The organism is Pseudomonas sp. LB1P83, assembly GCF_054897885.1.
The window spans coordinates 687,007-704,026 of sequence record NZ_CM142709.1; the positions used below are offsets into that span (position 1 = coordinate 687,007).

The 17,020-nt window shown below is 59.1% G+C and carries 21 protein-coding genes; 10 read left to right on the forward strand and 11 right to left on the reverse strand.

What is annotated here, in order from left to right; translation table 11 throughout:
• Nucleotides 1-1,443: a metalloprotease TldD gene (gene tldD, locus ACYZTY_RS02950; protein ID WP_461957236.1), complete on the forward strand. Its 1,443-nt coding sequence runs from the start codon at nucleotides 1-3 to the stop codon at nucleotides 1,441-1,443.
• Nucleotides 1,444-1,491: 48 nt separating this feature from the next.
• Here the strand turns inward: tldD and yjgA are convergent, their stop codons facing one another.
• Nucleotides 1,492-2,016: a ribosome biogenesis factor YjgA gene (yjgA, locus tag ACYZTY_RS02955; RefSeq protein ID WP_007901505.1), complete on the reverse strand. Its 525-nt coding sequence runs from the start codon at nucleotides 2,014-2,016 to the stop codon at nucleotides 1,492-1,494.
• 108 nt (nucleotides 2,017-2,124) lie between these two features.
• Here yjgA and pmbA point away from each other — a divergent pair, with 108 nt between their 5' ends.
• The 6 genes from pmbA (at nucleotide 2,125) to ACYZTY_RS02985 (ending at nucleotide 7,475) form a co-directional block, all read left to right on the forward strand.
• Complete coding sequence (pmbA, locus tag ACYZTY_RS02960; RefSeq protein ID WP_461957237.1) at nucleotides 2,125-3,471, forward strand: metalloprotease PmbA; 1,347 nt, start codon at nucleotides 2,125-2,127, stop codon at nucleotides 3,469-3,471.
• Nucleotides 3,472-3,715: 244 nt separating this feature from the next.
• A complete protein-coding gene (locus ACYZTY_RS02965; protein WP_461957238.1) occupies nucleotides 3,716-4,123 on the forward strand; it encodes a FagA protein in 408 nt (135 codons plus the stop codon).
• On the forward strand, nucleotides 4,104-5,480 hold the full coding sequence (locus ACYZTY_RS02970) for a class II fumarate hydratase (RefSeq protein ID WP_461957239.1): 1,377 nt from the start codon (nucleotides 4,104-4,106) through the stop codon (nucleotides 5,478-5,480). The genes ACYZTY_RS02965 and ACYZTY_RS02970 overlap by 20 nt, the downstream gene beginning before the upstream one ends.
• Before the next feature lie 27 nt (nucleotides 5,481-5,507).
• Nucleotides 5,508-5,936, forward strand: a complete 429-nt coding sequence (locus ACYZTY_RS02975) for a hypothetical protein (RefSeq protein ID WP_131061215.1) — start codon at nucleotides 5,508-5,510, stop codon at nucleotides 5,934-5,936.
• 1 nt (nucleotide 5,937) lies between these two features.
• Nucleotides 5,938-6,549: a superoxide dismutase gene (locus ACYZTY_RS02980; RefSeq protein WP_461957240.1), complete on the forward strand. Its 612-nt coding sequence runs from the start codon at nucleotides 5,938-5,940 to the stop codon at nucleotides 6,547-6,549.
• 32 nt (nucleotides 6,550-6,581) lie between these two features.
• Complete coding sequence (locus ACYZTY_RS02985) at nucleotides 6,582-7,475, forward strand: ZIP family metal transporter (RefSeq protein WP_461957241.1); 894 nt, start codon at nucleotides 6,582-6,584, stop codon at nucleotides 7,473-7,475.
• A 165-nt stretch (nucleotides 7,476-7,640) separates the two neighbouring features.
• Here ACYZTY_RS02985 and ACYZTY_RS02990 read toward each other — a convergent pair whose 3' ends face one another.
• The 10 genes from ACYZTY_RS02990 to ACYZTY_RS03035 all read right to left on the reverse strand — a co-directional run bounded on the left by ACYZTY_RS02990 (nucleotide 7,641) and on the right by ACYZTY_RS03035 (nucleotide 14,668).
• Complete coding sequence (locus ACYZTY_RS02990) at nucleotides 7,641-7,916, reverse strand: HPr family phosphocarrier protein (protein ID WP_461957242.1); 276 nt, start codon at nucleotides 7,914-7,916, stop codon at nucleotides 7,641-7,643.
• 15 nt (nucleotides 7,917-7,931) lie between these two features.
• Nucleotides 7,932-8,789, reverse strand: coding sequence for an RNase adapter RapZ (gene rapZ / locus ACYZTY_RS02995; RefSeq protein ID WP_461957243.1), 858 nt, complete (start codon nucleotides 8,787-8,789; stop codon nucleotides 7,932-7,934).
• Between the two features lie 2 nt (nucleotides 8,790-8,791).
• Nucleotides 8,792-9,256 carry a PTS IIA-like nitrogen regulatory protein PtsN gene (ptsN, locus tag ACYZTY_RS03000; protein ID WP_131061210.1) on the reverse strand — a complete coding sequence of 155 codons (465 nt, stop codon included), beginning with the start codon at nucleotides 9,254-9,256 and terminating at the stop codon, nucleotides 8,792-8,794.
• A gap of 12 nt (nucleotides 9,257-9,268) precedes the next feature.
• Nucleotides 9,269-9,577, reverse strand: coding sequence for a ribosome hibernation-promoting factor, HPF/YfiA family (gene hpf, locus ACYZTY_RS03005; RefSeq protein WP_007941242.1), 309 nt, complete (start codon nucleotides 9,575-9,577; stop codon nucleotides 9,269-9,271).
• A gap of 74 nt (nucleotides 9,578-9,651) precedes the next feature.
• Nucleotides 9,652-11,145 (reverse strand): RNA polymerase factor sigma-54, encoded by a 1,494-nt coding sequence (locus tag ACYZTY_RS03010; protein WP_401356199.1) that lies wholly within the window; start codon nucleotides 11,143-11,145, stop codon nucleotides 9,652-9,654.
• A gap of 184 nt (nucleotides 11,146-11,329) precedes the next feature.
• Entirely contained in the window at nucleotides 11,330-12,055 is a 726-nt protein-coding gene (gene lptB, locus ACYZTY_RS03015; protein WP_109627985.1) for an LPS export ABC transporter ATP-binding protein, read from the reverse strand.
• A complete protein-coding gene (gene lptA, locus ACYZTY_RS03020; protein WP_461957244.1) occupies nucleotides 12,055-12,603 on the reverse strand; it encodes a lipopolysaccharide transport periplasmic protein LptA in 549 nt (182 codons plus the stop codon). The genes lptB and lptA overlap by 1 nt, the downstream gene beginning before the upstream one ends.
• A complete protein-coding gene (gene lptC / locus ACYZTY_RS03025; RefSeq protein ID WP_461957245.1) occupies nucleotides 12,590-13,162 on the reverse strand; it encodes an LPS export ABC transporter periplasmic protein LptC in 573 nt (190 codons plus the stop codon). Before lptC ends, lptA begins: the two co-directional genes overlap by 14 nt.
• A gap of 7 nt (nucleotides 13,163-13,169) precedes the next feature.
• A complete protein-coding gene (locus ACYZTY_RS03030; protein WP_461957246.1) occupies nucleotides 13,170-13,694 on the reverse strand; it encodes a KdsC family phosphatase in 525 nt (174 codons plus the stop codon).
• Entirely contained in the window at nucleotides 13,694-14,668 is a 975-nt protein-coding gene (locus ACYZTY_RS03035; RefSeq protein ID WP_461957247.1) for a KpsF/GutQ family sugar-phosphate isomerase, read from the reverse strand. Before ACYZTY_RS03035 ends, ACYZTY_RS03030 begins: the two co-directional genes overlap by 1 nt.
• Nucleotides 14,669-14,945: 277 nt before the next feature.
• Between ACYZTY_RS03035 and ACYZTY_RS03040 the strand changes: the two genes are divergently transcribed.
• The 3 genes from ACYZTY_RS03040 to mlaD are packed head-to-tail and all read left to right on the forward strand — an operon-like array spanning nucleotide 14,946 to nucleotide 17,019.
• The gene (locus tag ACYZTY_RS03040; protein WP_131061203.1) at nucleotides 14,946-15,755 is read left to right on the forward strand and encodes an ATP-binding cassette domain-containing protein; all 810 of its coding nucleotides are present in this window, start codon (nucleotides 14,946-14,948) and stop codon (nucleotides 15,753-15,755) included.
• Entirely contained in the window at nucleotides 15,755-16,552 is a 798-nt protein-coding gene (mlaE, locus tag ACYZTY_RS03045; RefSeq protein WP_010463310.1) for a lipid asymmetry maintenance ABC transporter permease subunit MlaE, read from the forward strand. Before ACYZTY_RS03040 ends, mlaE begins: the two co-directional genes overlap by 1 nt.
• Nucleotides 16,552-17,019 (forward strand): outer membrane lipid asymmetry maintenance protein MlaD, encoded by a 468-nt coding sequence (mlaD, locus tag ACYZTY_RS03050; RefSeq protein WP_131061201.1) that lies wholly within the window; start codon nucleotides 16,552-16,554, stop codon nucleotides 17,017-17,019. The genes mlaE and mlaD overlap by 1 nt, the downstream gene beginning before the upstream one ends.
• The last annotated feature ends 1 nt before the right edge of the window (nucleotide 17,020 follow it).

A 17,020-nucleotide genomic window follows, 5' to 3' on the forward strand; every position in this document is an offset into this window, starting at 1 on the left:
ATGAGCGAGTTGTTGTCCTCCGTCAGTGAACACCTCCTGGCGCCCGGTGGCGTAACGATCGAGAGCCTGCAAGGTGTGCTCGGCGATCTGGCCGGCCCGGGCATCGATGCCGCGGATCTGTATTTCCAGGGGCAGATTTCCGAGTCCTGGGCGCTGGAAGACGGGATCGTCAAGGAAGGCAGCTTCAACCTCGACCAAGGTGTGGGCGTGCGTGCGCAATCGGGTGAAAAAACCGGTTTCGCCTACAGCAATGCCATCACCCTCGAAGCCCTTGGCGCAGCGGCTCGTGCGGCCCGTTCGATCTCCCGCGCCGGGCAGAACGGCACGGTGCAGGCCTTCACCACGGCGGATGTCGCCCAGTTGTACGGGCCGGACAACCCGCTGGAAGTGATGAGCCGCGCCGAAAAAGTCGAGCTGCTCAAGCGCATCGATGTCGCGACTCGCGCCCTCGACCCGCGTATCCAGCAAGTCACCGTGAGCATGGCCGGGGTCTGGGAACGCATTCTTGTCGCTTCGACCGATGGCAGCCTGGCCGCCGATGTGCGGCCTCTGGTGCGCTTCAACGTCAGCGTGATTGTCGAGCAAAACGGCCGTCGCGAGCGCGGTGGTCATGGCGGTGGCGGGCGTACCGATTACCGCTATTTCCTCAGCGATGACCGCGCCATGGGCTACGCCCGTGAAGCGCTGCGCCAGGCGCTGGTCAACCTTGAAGCCATTCCTGCGCCGGCCGGTACGTTGCCGGTGGTATTGGGTTCGGGCTGGTCCGGCGTGCTGCTGCACGAAGCGGTCGGCCATGGTCTGGAAGGCGACTTCAACCGCAAGGGCAGTTCGGCCTACAGCGGGCGCATGGGCGAGATGGTTGCCTCCAAGCTGTGCACCATCGTCGATGACGGCACGCTGGCTGGTCGTCGCGGTTCCCTGAGCGTCGACGACGAAGGCACCCCGACCGAGTGCACCACGCTGATCGAAAACGGCGTACTCAAGGGCTACATGCAAGACAAGCTCAACGCGCGCCTGATGGGCGTGGCCCGCACCGGCAACGGTCGTCGTGAATCCTACGCGCACCTGCCGATGCCACGGATGACCAACACCTACATGCTGGCGGGTGAAAGCGACCCTGCAGAAATCATCGCCTCGGTGAAGCGCGGTATCTACTGCGCCAACCTCGGCGGCGGTCAGGTGGACATCACCAGTGGCAAATTCGTGTTCTCCACCAGCGAGGCGTACCTGATCGAAGACGGCAAAATCACTGTCCCGGTGAAAGGCGCGACGTTGATCGGCAACGGCCCGGAAGCTATGAGCAAGGTGTCGATGGTCGGTAACGATCTGGCGCTGGACAGCGGCGTGGGGACGTGTGGCAAGGATGGGCAGTCGGTGCCGGTGGGTGTCGGCCAGCCAACGCTGAAAATTGATGCGATCACTGTGGGTGGCACAGGATCATAAAGGATGGAGCTTCGGGTGAACCGCTTGGCGATTCACCCGATTCGGGACTTAACGCAGACCGCGTTGAGTCTCGTCCAGCTCACGGATGTACTTGAAGATTTTACGGCTCGATGCCGGTGGCTTGTTGGTCGCCAGTTCGTGCTGGGCCTGACGGATCAGGGAGCGCAACTGCTGACGATCAGCCTCCGGGTAGTCGAGCACGAACTTCTCCAGGACTGCATCGTCGCCCGCGATCAAGCGATCGCGCCAGCGTTCCAGGCCATGGAAACGTTCGTTGTACTGCCGGGTGGAGGCATCGAGTTGATCGAGCAGAGTCAGAATGGCGTCAGTGTCCTGATCGCGCATCAGTTTGCCGATGAACATAAGGTGCCGTTTACGCGCGATATTCGCGGTGTGCTTGGGCGCATCGGCCAGTGCCCGGCGCATAGCGTCGGTCAACGGCAGTTTTGCCAGCAAGTCAGGCTTGAGCGTTGTAAGGCGCTCGCCGAGGTCAACCAGAGCATGAAGCTCGCGTTTAACCTGGGATTTGCTTTTTTCTCCCGTATCGAGGGAGTCGTCGTAAGAATCAACCATGGTGGCCGTCCGCAAAGAAACGCCGCCATGATAACCAGTCGGGGGCCGCTTGTCCGGCCCGGTCGCTCGAAGGCCCCAGCCGAAAGCAGAATTTGAGTGGAGAACAGCATGAGTGCAGTTGAAAGCGTCGGCCCACAAGCGTTGCCGGCACTGCAAGAACAAGTCGAGCAGATCATCGCTGAAGCCAAGCGTCAGGGTGCCAGTGCCTGTGAAGTGGCGGTATCCCTGGAGCAGGGCCTGTCCACCTCGGTGCGCCAGCGTGAAGTCGAAACCGTCGAATTCAACCGCGACCAGGGCTTTGGCATCACCTTGTACGTCGGTCAGCGCAAAGGCTCGGCCAGCACCTCGGCCAGTGGTCCTGAGGCGATTCGTGAAACCGTCGCTGCTGCATTGGCCATCGCCAAACACACCTCCGAAGACGAAGCTTCCGGCCTGGCAGACGCCGCGCTGATGGCCAGGGATCTGCAGGATTTCGACCTGTTCCACCAGTGGGACATCACCCCTGAGCAAGCCATCGAGCAGGCCCTTACCTGTGAAGCAGCAGCATTTGCTGCCGACAGCCGGATCAAAAATGCCGACGGCACTACCCTCAGCACCCATCAAGGCTGCCGTGTTTACGGCAACAGTCACGGCTTTATCGGTGGCTATGCGTCGACCCGTCACAGCCTGAGCTGCGTGATGATCGCCGAGGCCGACGGCCAGATGCAGCGTGATTACTGGTACGACGTAAACCGTCAGGGCAACTTGCTGGCCGACCCGGTGAGCATTGGCCAGCGTGCTGCGCAACGGGCCGCAAGCCGACTGGGTGCGCGTCCGGTGCCGACCTGCGAAGTGCCGGTGCTGTTTTCCGCGGAACTGGCCGGTGGCTTGTTCGGCAGCTTCCTCTCGGCGGTTTCCGGCGGCAGCCTGTATCGCAAGTCGTCGTTCCTCGAAGGCACGCTGGGTCAGAAACTGTTCCCGGAATGGCTGACCATCGATGAGCGTCCGCACTTGATGCGCGCCATGGGCAGTTCGGCGTTCGATGGCGATGGCCTGGCGACTTACGCCAAACCGTTCGTCGAAAAAGGCGAGTTGGTGTCCTACATCCTCGGCACCTATTCCGGACGCAAACTTGGTATGCCGAGCACCGCCAACGCGGGTGGCGTGCACAACCTGTTCGTCACCCATGGTGATGAAGATCAGGCCGCCTTGTTGCGCCGCATGGGTCGTGGCTTGCTGGTTACTGAGCTGATGGGCCAGGGCCTGAACATGGTTACCGGCGACTACTCACGCGGTGCGGCGGGTTACTGGGTCGAGAACGGTGAAATCCAGTTCGCGGTTCAGGAAGTGACCATCGCCGGCAACATGCGCGACATGTTCAAGCAGATCGTTGCGGTGGGTAATGATCTGGAGCTGCGCAGCAACATTCGCACCGGTTCGGTGTTGATTGAGCGGATGACAGTCGCGGGCAGTTGACCCTTACCGCTACACAAAAAGGCGCGCCACCCACTGGGTGGCGCGCCTTTTTTTATACCTTTGCGCCGGCCCTGTAGGAGCGAGCCTGCTCGCGAAGACGGTGTATCAGTCAACAAAGATGCTGAATGTGATGGCCCCTTCGCGAGCAGGCTCGCTCCTACAGGGACCTCGTCTATTTTGCTGGGGTTGTTTTGGTTCTCATTATCATCTAATAATAAATCTCATTACCGAATGAGCCCGGATCATGAGTTCTGCCTTGCACGAGATGCCTTACCTCGAAAGCTGGCGCTGGATGAGTCGCCAGATCCGTTGCGCAATGGACCCCGATGAACCGCGCCTGATCGAACATTACCTGGCTGAAGGTCGGTATCTGGCGTGCTGCACGGCCACTTCTGCCTGGACCATCTCCGAAACGTCTTTCCGCTTGTTGCTCGACACCGCCGCCGATGTCGCGCTGCCCTGGCACTGGCGCACTTACTGCCTGGACCAGGCCTGGCGCCCTTTGCGCGATCTGGAACGCCTCTCTCTGTGCAAATGCCGCCTCAAGCGCTGGCAAAGCTACACCTGGCAACTGGCGACCTGCGAGTTGCAACCCTCGATTCCTCTCATAGAACTGGTGCAAGGATTTTCTGATGACCAAGACACGCATTGAACGCGACAGCATGGGCGAGCTTCAGGTCCCGGTGGATGCGCTCTATGGCGCGCAGACCCAGCGCGCAGTGGATAACTTCCCGATCAGCGGCAAGCCGATGCCCATGCAGTTCATCCGCTCGCTGATTCTGGCCAAAGCTGCCGCTGCCCGTGCCAACGTCGAGCTCAAGCAAATCAGTGAATCCCAGGGCAAAGCCATCGTCGATGCGTCGCTGGGTCTGCTTCAGGGCGACTTCATGCAGCACTTCCCGGTGGATATTTTCCAGACCGGTTCCGGCACCAGTTCCAACATGAACGCCAATGAAGTGATCGCCACCCTGGCCAGCCGTCTGCTCGGCGAGCCGGTGAACCCGAACGACCATGTGAATTGCGGCCAAAGCAGCAACGACATCATCCCCACCACGATCCATGTCAGCGCTGCACTCGCGTTGCATGAGCAACTGCTGCCGGCGCTGGTGCGTCTGGTGCAGGTGATCGAGCACAAGGCTGAAGAGGTTCATCACCACGTCAAAACCGGTCGCACGCACTTGATGGACGCCATGCCGGTGCGCATGAGCCAGGTGCTTAATGGCTGGGCGCAACAGCTCAAGGCCAACATCGGCCATTTGCAGGACTTGCTGCCGAGTCTGCAATCCCTGGCTCAGGGTGGCACGGCGGTAGGTACCGGGATCAATGCGCATCCGCAATTCGCTGCGCGGTTCAGCCAACAACTGAGCGAGCTGACCCACGTTCAATTCACACCGGGCAAGGATCTGTTTGCGCTGATCGGCTCCCAGGACACTGCGGTTGCGGTCTCCGGACAGCTTAAAGCGACAGCGGTTTCGTTGATGAAAATCGCCAACGATCTGCGCTGGATGAACTCCGGCCCGCTGGCCGGCCTCGGCGAAATTGAACTCGAAGCCTTGCAGCCGGGTTCTTCGATCATGCCCGGCAAGGTCAACCCGGTCATCCCGGAAGCCACCGCCATGGTCGCCGCCCAGGTGATCGGCAACGACACCGTCATCACCATCGCCGGTCAGTCGGGCAATTTCGAATTGAACGTGATGCTGCCGATCATCGCCCAGAACCTGCTGAGCAGCATCGAATTGCTGGCCAACTCCAGTCATCTGCTGGGTGAGAAGGCCATCGCCAGCTTCAAGGTCAACGAGGCGCGAATTAAAGAGGCGCTGTCGCGCAATCCGATCCTGGTGACCGCGCTCAACCCGATCATTGGTTACCAAAAAGCCGCTGAAATCGCCAAGAAGGCCTATCAGCAGGGCCGACCGGTGATTGATGTCGCCCTGGAGCACACCGACCTGACGCGCAGCCAACTGGAAGAATTACTCAACCCAGAGAAGCTCACCGCAGGCGGCGTGTAATCACCGCTACCGCTTTGGAGGCTCACCATGGAGCACTGGAAACGCACGATCGAAAGGGCTAATCGCCATTTCATGCTGGGCGAACTTGTCGATGCCCGCGAGGCTTACTTGCAGGCCTTGGCCCTGGCCCAGGTGTTGTTCGAGCGCTGGGCGGATGCCGACGAAGCGGTGGCGGCCTGCGTGATTTCCCACCACAACCTGGCAGACCTGCATTTGCGTCTTAACCAGCCGGAAGAGAGCGCCGAATACTTGTGCGCGATCCATCAGCGGTTATTGCAAACCATGCAGGACCCGCGCCTGGCCCCGGCCCTGCGCGAAGCCGCGTTGCGTCAAAGCAGCAAAACCTATGTCGAGCTGCTGAATTTCATCAGCGAGCATGGCGAATACCCGCGCACACACCGTTTGCTGCACACCGATACCGCATCGCCTGCGCCTCTACATCATGGAGTCCATTGAAATGGCTTTTACCTTGCCTGCCTTGCCTTACGCTTACGATGCCCTGGAACCGCACATCGATGCGCAGACCATGGAGATCCACTACACCAAGCACCACCAGACTTACATCAACAACCTGAACGCCGCGGTCGAAGGCACCGAATTTGCTGAGTGGTCGGTGGAAAAACTGGTCGCCAGTGTCCAGCAACTGCCGGAAAAACTGCGCGCGGCGGTGATCAATCAGGGCGGCGGCCATGCCAACCATTCGCTGTTCTGGGAGGTGATGGCGCCTCACGGTGGTGGCAAACCTGAAGGTGCGCTGGGGAGGGCGATTGATGAGCAATTGGGTGGTCTGGACAGTTTCAAGGAGGCCTTCACCAAAGCCGCGCTGACCCGCTTTGGCAGTGGCTGGGCCTGGCTAAGCGTGACTCCGCAAAAGATCCTGATTGTGGAAAGTAGCGGTAACCAGGACAGCCCGTTGATGAATGGCAATACGCCGATCCTCGGCCTGGATGTCTGGGAGCACGCTTATTACCTGCAATACCAGAATCGCCGTCCTGAATACATCAATGCGTTCTACAACGTCATTAATTGGCCCGAAGTCGCTGCGCGTTATCAGGCTGCGCTGGTTTAAGTCCTCTATAAAAAAACAATCCAAGGCTGACTATGGGCACTGAAACACTGGTGATCGGAAGCGGGCGAATGTTTCGTTACGCATTGGGATCGCTGTTGCTACTGGCGGGCATGACGTTGTTGGTCGCCCATGGCCTGGCGTGGCTGGACCTCGAACCCAAACTGCTGCGCGCGCTACAGGGCGGGGCGATTTGTGCCTTGGGCACTGCGTTGGGCGCAGTGCCGGTGCTGGTGATTCGGCGGATGCCGCAGGCGGTCAGCGATACGCTACTCGGTTTCGGCGCTGGGGTGATGCTGGCGGCGACGGCGTTTTCGCTGATCGTGCCGGGTATCTCCGCTGCTGAAAGCCTGGGTCTGACACCCTGGGCGTCCAGCGGCCTGATCAGCTTCGGTATCATGCTTGGCGCGTTAGGGTTGTTTCTGGTGGACCGAAAGGTGTCCGGCGCCTCCCCGGAAATGCTCGTCGGTACGCTGGAACGGCCGGTCATCCCGCCACGGATCTGGTTGTTTGTGTTTGCCATCATTGCCCACAACATTCCTGAAGGCATGGCGGTCGGAGTCTCGGCCGGTGGTGGAATGCCGGATGCTGACAGCCTGGCGATGGGCATTGCGTTGCAGGATGTGCCGGAAGGTCTGGTGATCGCGCTGGTGCTGTCAGGGGCGGGGATGTCGCGGGTCAAGGCGTTCCTGATCGGTGCCGCATCAGGTCTGGTCGAGCCGGTCTTCGCGCTGTTGTGCGCCTGGCTGGTGAGCCTGGCCGAATTGCTGTTGCCGTTGGGATTGGCGCTGGCGGCGGGGGCGATGCTGCTGGTGGTCACCCATGAAGTCATTCCCGAGTCGCGACGCAATGGTCATGACAAGCTGGCGAGCCTTGGGCTGCTGATCGGGTTTTGTTTGATGATGGTGATGGATACGGCCTTGGCCTAGAGTCTGGCGCGGAATGTGTAATAGCAGCTGGCGAAGCCTGCGTTCGGCTGCGAAGCAGTCGTAAAATCAGCCACCGCGGTCTATCAAGTAAATCGTGTATTCCGGATTTACGACGGCTTCGCAGCCGAACGCAGGCTTCGCCAGCTGCTACAAAGAGCTGCGGGGTTACTCGCCTTCGTCGAAGTAGTTGTTGATCAATGCCACCAGCGCATCCAGCGCTTCCTGTTCCTGATGACCTTCAGTACTCAGGTAGATTTTGGTGCCCTTGCCGGCGGCGAGCATCATCATTGCCATGATGCTTTTGCCATCGACCGTGGATTCCGGCGTGCGTCCTACCCTGATCATGCAGTCCTTGAACTCACCGGCAACGCCAACGAATTTTGCCGAAGCGCGGGCATGCAGGCCCAGCTTGTTGATGATTTCGATTTCCAGAGCAGGCATCGCGATGTGAATCCTTTAGCTGAGGTCGCGGTGGCGAACCTGGACGTTCTTCAGGGATTGTTGCAGGACCTGGCCCAGACGTTCGGTCAGGTAGACGGAGCGGTGATGCCCGCCGGTGCAGCCAATGGCAATGGTGACATAAGCGCGGTTGCTGGCGGCAAAGCGCGGCAACCACTTGAGCAGGTACGTGGAAATGTCCTGGAACATCTCTTCGACGTCCGGTTGCGCCGCCAGGTATTCGGCCACCGGTTGATCAAGCCCCGACTGGGCGCGCAATTCTGGCTTCCAGTAAGGGTTGGGCAGGCAGCGCACATCGAACACCACGTCCGCATCCACCGGCATGCCACGCTTGAACCCGAAAGACTCCACCAGGAACGCAGTGCCAGGCTCGGGTTGATTGAGCAGGCGTAGCTTGATGGTATCGCGCAGCTGATACAGGTTCAGGTTGGTGGTGTTGACTTTGAGGTCGGCCAGATCAGCGATGGGGCCCAGCAGATTGCTTTCGTCCTGAATCGCTTCGGCCAATGAACGATTGGCGTTGCTCAGTGGGTGGCGGCGGCGCGTTTCCGAAAAACGTTTGAGCAGCGTTTCTTCGTCGGCGTCCAGATACAGCACATCGCATTTGATATGCCGGCTGCGGACTTCTTCCAGCAACTCCGGGAACCGCGATAGATGACTCGGCAGGTTGCGCGCATCAATGGATACAGCGACCAGCGGTTGTGCCAGCTCGGTATGAATCAGCGCGCGTTCGGCCAGTTCCGGCAGCAATCCGGCGGGCAGGTTGTCGATGCAGTAGTAACCGTTGTCCTCGAGAACATCGAGGGCGGTGCTTTTACCTGAGCCGGAACGGCCACTGACAATGATCAATCGCATGATTACTGACCGTTTTGCTCGTCCAGGACAACCTGATACAAGGCTTCATTGCTCGGGGCGCTGCGCAGTTTTTCGCGCACTTCCTTGCGATCGAGCATGCTGGCGATCTGGCGCAGTAGCTCCAGGTGCGCATCGGTGGCGGCTTGCGGGACCAGCAAAACGAACAGCAGGTCAACCGGAGCGCCGTCGATGGCGTCGAAATCGATGGGGGCGTCGAGGTGCATCAAGGCACTGATGGGCGAGTTACAACCCTTGAGACGACAGTGGGGAATGGCGATGCCGTTACCAAAACCGGTCGAGCCAAGTTTTTCACGGGCGATCAGAGCCTCGAAGACATCTTGCATCTCCAGATCCGGGACTTCTTTATGGATAAGGTTGGCAATTTGCTCGAGGGCTTTCTTTTTGCTGCCGCCCGGCACGTTCACGAGGGAACGGCCGGGGGTCAGGATGCTTTCAAGTCGGATCATGGGTTGGGAGTGTTAACGACCGGTCGCGCCTTGGAGGAGGCTCTGGGTCTTTTCCTTATGCTTTTTGAGTTGTTTATCCAGCTTGTCGGTGAGTGCGTCGATCGCCGCGTACATATCGGTATGTTCCGCGTTGGCGACCACTTCATTCCCGGGAATATGCAGCGTGGCTTCGATTTTCTGCTTCAGCTTTTCGACCGTCATCGTGACCTGCACGTTGGTGATCTTGTCGAAATGTCGCTCCAATCGTTCGAGTTTTTCGCCGATGTAGGTGCGAAGAGGTTCGGTCACTTCCAGTTGGTGTCCACTGATGTTGACTTGCATACAGCTTCTCCTTCGTTGCCAGTGCATAAAGCGGTAGATCAGATGATCTACCACTGGAACGCTGTGGCGTGGCCCTACATCAACCGCTTGCGTTCGCTCGAAGGCGCGATCCCGAGGGATTCGCGGTACTTGGCGACGGTGCGGCGAGCCACCTGAATGCCTTGTGCCTCCAGTAAACCAGCGATCTTGCTGTCACTCAACGGCTTTTTCTGATTTTCCGCCGCAACCAGTTTTTTGATGATCGCGCGGATCGCTGTGGACGAGCATTCACCGCCTTCGGAGGTGCTGACGTGGCTGGAGAAAAAGTATTTCAGTTCATATATGCCCCGAGGGGTATGCATGAATTTCTGCGTGGTCACCCGCGAAATCGTCGACTCATGCATCCCCACCGCTTCGGCGATGTCATGCAGCACCAGCGGTTTCATCGCTTCGTCACCGTATTCCAGGAAGCCGCGCTGATGCTCGACAATCTGGGTGGCTACTTTCATCAGGGTTTCGTTGCGGCTTTGCAGGCTCTTGATAAACCAGCGGGCCTCTTGCAACTGATTGCGCATGAAGGTGTTGTCGGCGCTGGTATCGGCGCGGCGCACAAAACCGGCGTACTGGGCGTTGACCCGCAGCCGTGGCACCGATTCCTGGTTCAGTTCGACCAGCCAGCGTTCGTTATCCTTGCGCACGATCACGTCAGGAACTACGTACTCGGCCTCGCTGGACTCGATCTGCGAGCCCGGACGAGGGTTGAGGCTCTGCACCAGCTCGATCACCTGGCGCAGTTCATCTTCCTTGAGCTTCATGCGGCGCATCAGCTGGCTGTAGTCGCGGCTGCCGAGCAGGTCGATGTAGTCGCTGACCAGACGCTTGGCTTCGGCCAACCAAGGCGTCTTGGCGGGCAGTTGGCGCAGTTGCAGCAGCAGGCATTCGCCCAGGTTGCGGGCGCCAATGCCGGCCGGTTCGAATTGCTGGATGCGGTGCAGGACGGCTTCGATTTCGTCCAGTTCGATGTCCAGTTCCGGATCGAAGGCCTCGAGAATTTCCTCGAGGGTTTCGTCCAGGTAGCCCTGATTGTTGATGCAGTCGATCAGGGTCACGGCGATCAGGCGATCGGTGTCGGACATCGGTGCCAGGTTCAGTTGCCACAGCAAATGGCTTTGCAGGCTTTCACCGGCCGATGTACGGGTGGTGAAATCCCACTCGTCGTCATCGTTGCTCGGCAGGCTGCTGGCGCTGGTCTGGTAGACGTCTTCCCACGCGGTATCGACGGGCAGTTCGTTGGGAATGCGCTCGTTCCAGTCACCTTCCTCGAGGTTATCCACCGTGGGGGCGGTTTCCTGGTAGGAGGGTTCCGAAACATCGGCGTTGGGTAGCTGTTCGGCTTTGTCGGCCAAGGGGTCGGCATTATCGAAGTCGTCGCCTTCTTCCTGGCGTTCGAGCATCGGATTGGACTCCAGGGCCTCCTGGATTTCCTGTTGCAGGTCCAGGGTCGACAATTGGAGCAGGCGGATGGCCTGTTGCAGCTGCGGTGTCATCGTCAGCTGCTGGCCCATTCTCAAGACTAGCGATGGTTTCATGGCAGGGGCTTAACACCTTATTCGCCGGCGCACATGCGCCATCCACTACAGGGCGCCGGAGCGCCAAACATAAGCAAATTATATGCCCGAAACTGCAGCGTTTGCCTAGAGCGCTGTAACAATAAAAAAGTATTGATTTTTTATCGAGAAAAGCGCTCGGACAATCAGCCAGACACCTCAGTGCTTAAAGGCGGAACTCATGGCCCAGATACACTTCCTTGACCAGTTCGTTGGCCAGGATGGTGGCGGAGTCACCTTCGGCGATCAGCTGGCCATCGTTGACGATGTAGGCGGTTTCGCAGATGTCCAGGGTTTCACGGACGTTGTGGTCAGTGATCAGCACGCCAATGCCTTTGGCCTTGAGGTGATAGATGATCTGTTTGATGTCGCCCACCGAAATCGGGTCCACGCCGGCGAAAGGTTCGTCGAGCAGAATGAATTTCGGGTTGGTGGCCAGTGCCCGGGCGATTTCCACACGGCGACGTTCACCACCGGACAGGCTCATGCCGAGGTTGTCGCGGATGTGGCTGATGTGGAATTCCTGCAGCAGGCTTTCCAGCTCTTTGCGACGATCGGCCTTGTCGAGTTCCTTGCGGGTCTCGAGGATGGCCATGATGTTGTCGGCCACCGACAGTTTGCGGAAGATCGACGCTTCTTGCGGAAGATAGCCGATACCGGCCTTTGCACGACCGTGCATCGGCTGGTGGCTGACGTCCAGGTCGTCGATCAATACGCGACCCTGATCCGCCTGCACCAGGCCAACGATCATGTAGAAACAGGTGGTCTTGCCGGCGCCGTTAGGACCCAGCAGGCCGACGATTTGACCGCTGTCGATGGACAGGCTGACGTCACGCACGACCTGGCGGCTCTTGTAGCTCTTGGCCAGATGCTGAGCTTTCAGAGTTGCCATTAAGGGGCCTTTTGCTCTTCGGTTTTCTTTTTGGGCTGGATCACCATGTCGATCCGCGGACGCGACTCGGTGACCTTGCTGCCCGTAGCGCGACCGGCGCTGGCGAGCTTTTTGTTGGTGTCATAGACGATTTTCTCGCCCTGGGTCACGTTGCCGTCCTTGTCGATGACTTTGGCGCGGTCGATCAGCACGACGCGGTCTTGCGAGGCGTGGTACTGGATAGTGACCCCATAGCCTTGAACAGGCTTTGTATCGCCTGCCGTTTGCAGCTGCTCGAAGTAGGCGAGGTTGCCCACCGAAGTCACTACGTCGATATCGCCGTTTGGGGTGCGGGTCATGGTCACAGTATTGCCGGTGACCTTCATCGAGCCCTGGGTGATGATCACGTCACCTTTATAGGTGGCAATGCCGTTCTTGTCGTCCAGTTGGGCGTCGTCGGCCTGAATGCGGATAGGCTGCTGTTGATCGTCCGGCAGAGCCCAGGCGCTCACGCTTCCCAGTGCTGCGCCCAGACTGAGCAAAATAGGGAGAGTTTTAACGAGCCTCATACTGTCCTCTTACGTTCGATAGCAGGTGTATCCTGCTTTCTTTCAAATACGCTTTCATTCCGTTGCCTGTCGATACACCGCCAGCGCCGTCGATTCTAACGGGTTGATCGGTCTGCGCATATTGCTGCTGCGGGAACACCGTCATTCGGGTGGTGGTAATCAGGGTTTTGCGGTTTTTCTCGTCGAAACGCGTGATGCGCACCGAGTCGATCAGCTCGACCTGAGTGCCGTCCGGGTTGACTTCGCCGTGCTCACTCTGGACGTGCCACGGGAACTCGGTGCCGCGGAACATGTTCAGGTCAGGGTTGGTCAGCAACGTCACCTCGCTCACTTTCATGTGTTCGACCTTGTCGGACGTCATTTCGTACTGCAATTTGCCGTCCGGCAGGTACTGCACGCTGTGGGCGTTGAGGGCGTAATAGTCGATCGCGCTTTCATCGACCTTGACCACCGGTTTGTCGAGGAAGCGTTCCGGGCTGATGTTCCAGTAGCCGACCGCGGCAAACAGCGCCGCGATGCAACCGAACACCAGGATGTTACGAATCTTTTTGCTCAGCATAATGGGCTCACAGGTACGCGGCGTTGGCCGCATCGAGGCGGCCCTGGGCGCGCAGGATCAATTCACAGAATTCGCGAGCAGCACCTTCGCCACCACGGGCCTGGGTGATGCCATGGGCGTGTTCACGCACGAAGCTGGCGGCGTTTGCTACAGCCATGCCCAGGCCAACGCGGCGAATCACCGGCAGGTCCGGCAAGTCGTCGCCCAGATAGGCGACCTGCTCATAGCTTAGGTTGAGCTGAGCCAGAAGTTCGTCGAGCACCACCAGTTTGTCTTCGCGCCCCTGGTAAAGGTGAGGAATGCCGAGATTCTTCGCTCGACGTTCGACCACCGGGGTCTTGCGGCCGCTGATGATAGCTGTCTGTACGCCGGCTGCCATCAACATCTTGATGCCTTGGCCGTCGAGGGTGCTGAACGTCTTGAATTCGCTGCCGTCTTCGAGGAAGTACAGGCGCCCGTCGGTCAGCACGCCATCGACGTCGAACACCGCGAGTTTGATCTGTTTGCCGCGTTGCAGCAGGTCCGTGCTCATTACATTACTCCCGCACGCAGCAAATCGTGCATGTTCAAGGCGCCGACCGGGCGGTCTTCGCTGTCGACCACGACCAGTGCGTTGATCTTGTGGTCTTCCATGATTTTCAGGGCTTCGGCGGCGAGCATCTCGGCGCGAGCGGTTTTGCCGTGCGCGGTCATGACCTGATCGATGGTGGCGCTGTGGATATCGATGCTGCGGTCCAGTGTGCGGCGCAAATCACCGTCGGTGAAGATTCCGGCCAGTTTGCCGTCGGCTTCCAGGATCACGGTCATGCCCAGGCCCTTGCGGGTCATTTCCATCAGCGCGTCCTTGAGCAGCGTGCCGCGCTGAACCTGCGGCAGCTCTTGACCGGCGTGCATGACGTTTTCAACCTTCAGCAGCAGGCGTCGGCCCAGCGCGCCACCCGGGTGGGAAAACGCGAAGTCTTCAGCGGTAAAGCCGCGGGCTTCCAGCAGTGCAACGGCCAGGGCATCGCCCATGACCAGCGCGGCGGTGGTCGACGAGGTCGGTGCCAGGTTCAGCGGGCAGGCTTCGTGCTCCACATGAACGTTGAGGTTGACCTCGGCGGCCTTGGCCAGCGCCGAGTCCGGATTGCCGGTCATGCTGATCAATTTGATGCCCAGACGCTTGATCAGGGGCAGCAGGGTGACGATTTCATTGGTGGATCCGGAATTCGACAGGGCCAGGATGATGTCGTCGCGAGTGATCATGCCCATGTCGCCGTGACTGGCTTCGGCCGGGTGCACGAAAAACGCTGTGGTGCCGGTGCTGGCCAGGGTGGCGGCGATTTTGTTGCCGATGTGCCCCGATTTGCCCATGCCGACCACGACCACGCGGCCTTTGCTCTCCAGAATCATCTCGCAAGCGCGTACGAAATCTGCGTCGATATGGGGCAGCAAGCCTTGTACGGCTTCCAGTTCGAGGCGGATGGTGCGTTGTGCAGATTGAATCAGGTCGCTGGATTGGCTCATGTCAGAAATCGTATAGCCTGATGAAAAGGCGGCGATTATAGCGGTAATGATCAAAACCCTCACGCAAGTTCGTCACGCTTTGTCATTCCCTGTTACCTAATCCCCTCCGAATGAGGCTTTTTGCCTGTCATGTTGCTGAACATGGGCGGGCTTGGGCCTTGGGCGCTTGGCCTTTGCAGTGATATAGTTCGCCGCCAGTTCGGCCTGCCCGGGGAGGTATGTGCTTTCGTCAGGAAGCCAGGCGTCCGAGTGTGAGGCTGCATCGCAAGGAGTTTAGATGAGTGCCGATAACGCCTACGCGGTCGAGCTGAAGGGACTGTCCTTCAAGCGCGGTGCGCGCAGCATTTTCAATAACGTCGATATCCGTATCCCGCGCGGCAAGGTCACCGGCATCATGGGGCCTTCCGGGTGTGGCAAGACCACGCTGTTGCGATTGATGGGCGCACAGTTGCGGCCTACCAAGGGCGAGGTCTGGGTCAATGGCCAGAACCTGCCGAAGTTGTCGCGCAGTGATCTGTTCGATGCGCGCAAGCACATGGGCGTGCTGTTCCAGAGCGGTGCGCTGTTTACCGACCTCGATGTGTTCGAGAACGTCGCCTTTCCGCTGCGCGTTCATACCGAGCTGCCGGAAGAAATGATCCGTGACATCGTCCTGCTCAAATTGCAGGCCGTGGGCTTGCGTGGCGCCATCGACCTGATGCCCGATGAACTGTCCGGTGGCATGAAGCGCCGTGTCGCGCTGGCGCGGGCGATCGCCCTCGATCCGCAGATCCTTATGTATGACGAACCCTTTGTCGGTCAGGACCCTATCGCCATGGGCGTGTTGGTGCGCCTGATCCGTCTGCTCAACGATGCGCTGGGCATCACCAGTATCGTGGTCTCCCACGATCTGGCCGAGACCGCGAGCATTGCCGATTACATTTATGTGGTGGGCGACGGGCAAGTATTGGGGCAGGGCACTCCCGAGGAGCTGATGAACTCGCAGGAGCCGCGTATTCGTCAATTCATGACCGGCGATCCCGACGGTCCGGTCGCATACCACTTTCCAGCGACGGATTACCGCGCAGATCTTCTGGGGAAGCGTTAATGCGCAAGATTTCACTATTGGAACGCGTGCGTCGGTTCGGCCATGCCGGCATTGATGTGCTGGCGGTGTTCGGGCGTTCGGCGATTTTCCTTTTTCACGCCTTGCTTGGCCGCGGCGGTATCGGCGGCGGTTTTGGCCTGCTGATCAAGCAATTGCATTCGGTGGGCGTGATGTCCCTGGTGATCATTGTGGTCTCCGGGGTGTTCATCGGCATGGTGCTGGCGCTGCAAGGCTTCAACATTCTGTCCAGCTACGGTTCGGAGCAGGCGGTCGGGCAGATGGTTGCACTGACGCTGTTGCGTGAACTTGGCCCCGTGGTCACCGCATTGCTGTTCGCCGGGCGCGCAGGTTCAGCGTTGACCGCCGAAATCGGCAACATGAAGTCCACCGAACAGTTGTCCAGTCTGGAAATGATTGGTGTCGACCCGCTCAAATACATCATTGCCCCGCGCCTGTGGGCCGGCTTCATTTCCCTGCCGGTGCTGGCGATGATTTTCAGCGTGGTGGGTATCTGGGGTGGTTCGTGGGTGGCCGTCGACTGGCTGGGTGTCTATGAGGGTTCCTACTGGTCCAACATGCAGAACAGCGTGACGTTCACTGATGATGTGCTCAACGGCATCATCAAAAGCATCGTCTTCGCCTTCGTCGTGACCTGGATCGCCGTATTCCAAGGCTATGACTGCGAGCCCACTTCCGAGGGGATCAGTCGGGCCACTACCAAGACCGTGGTGTATGCCTCATTGGCTGTACTCGGCCTGGACTTTATTCTGACCGCCTTGATGTTTGGAGATTTCTGATGCAAAACCGCACCCTGGAAATCGGTGTCGGCCTTTTCTTGCTGGCTGGCATCCTGGCTTTGCTGTTGCTAGCGTTGCGGGTCAGTGGCCTGTCCCCGAGTGCCACCACCGATACTTATAAAACTTATGCGTATTTCGACAATATCGCCGGTTTGACTGTCAGAGCTAAAGTGACCATGGCCGGTGTGACCATCGGCAAGGTCACGGCGATCGATCTGGACCGCGACAGTTTCACCGGTCGAGTGACCATGCAGCTGGAAAAGCGCGTAGATAACCTGCCGACTGACTCCACTGCATCTATCCTGACCGCTGGCCTGTTGGGTGAGAAGTACATCGGTATCAGCGTGGGTGGGGAAGAAACCTTGCTCAAGGATGGTTCAACCATCCACGACACCCAGTCGTCGCTGGTGCTCGAGGACCTGATCGGTAAATTTCTGCTCAATACCGTTAGCAAAGACGCCAAATGAG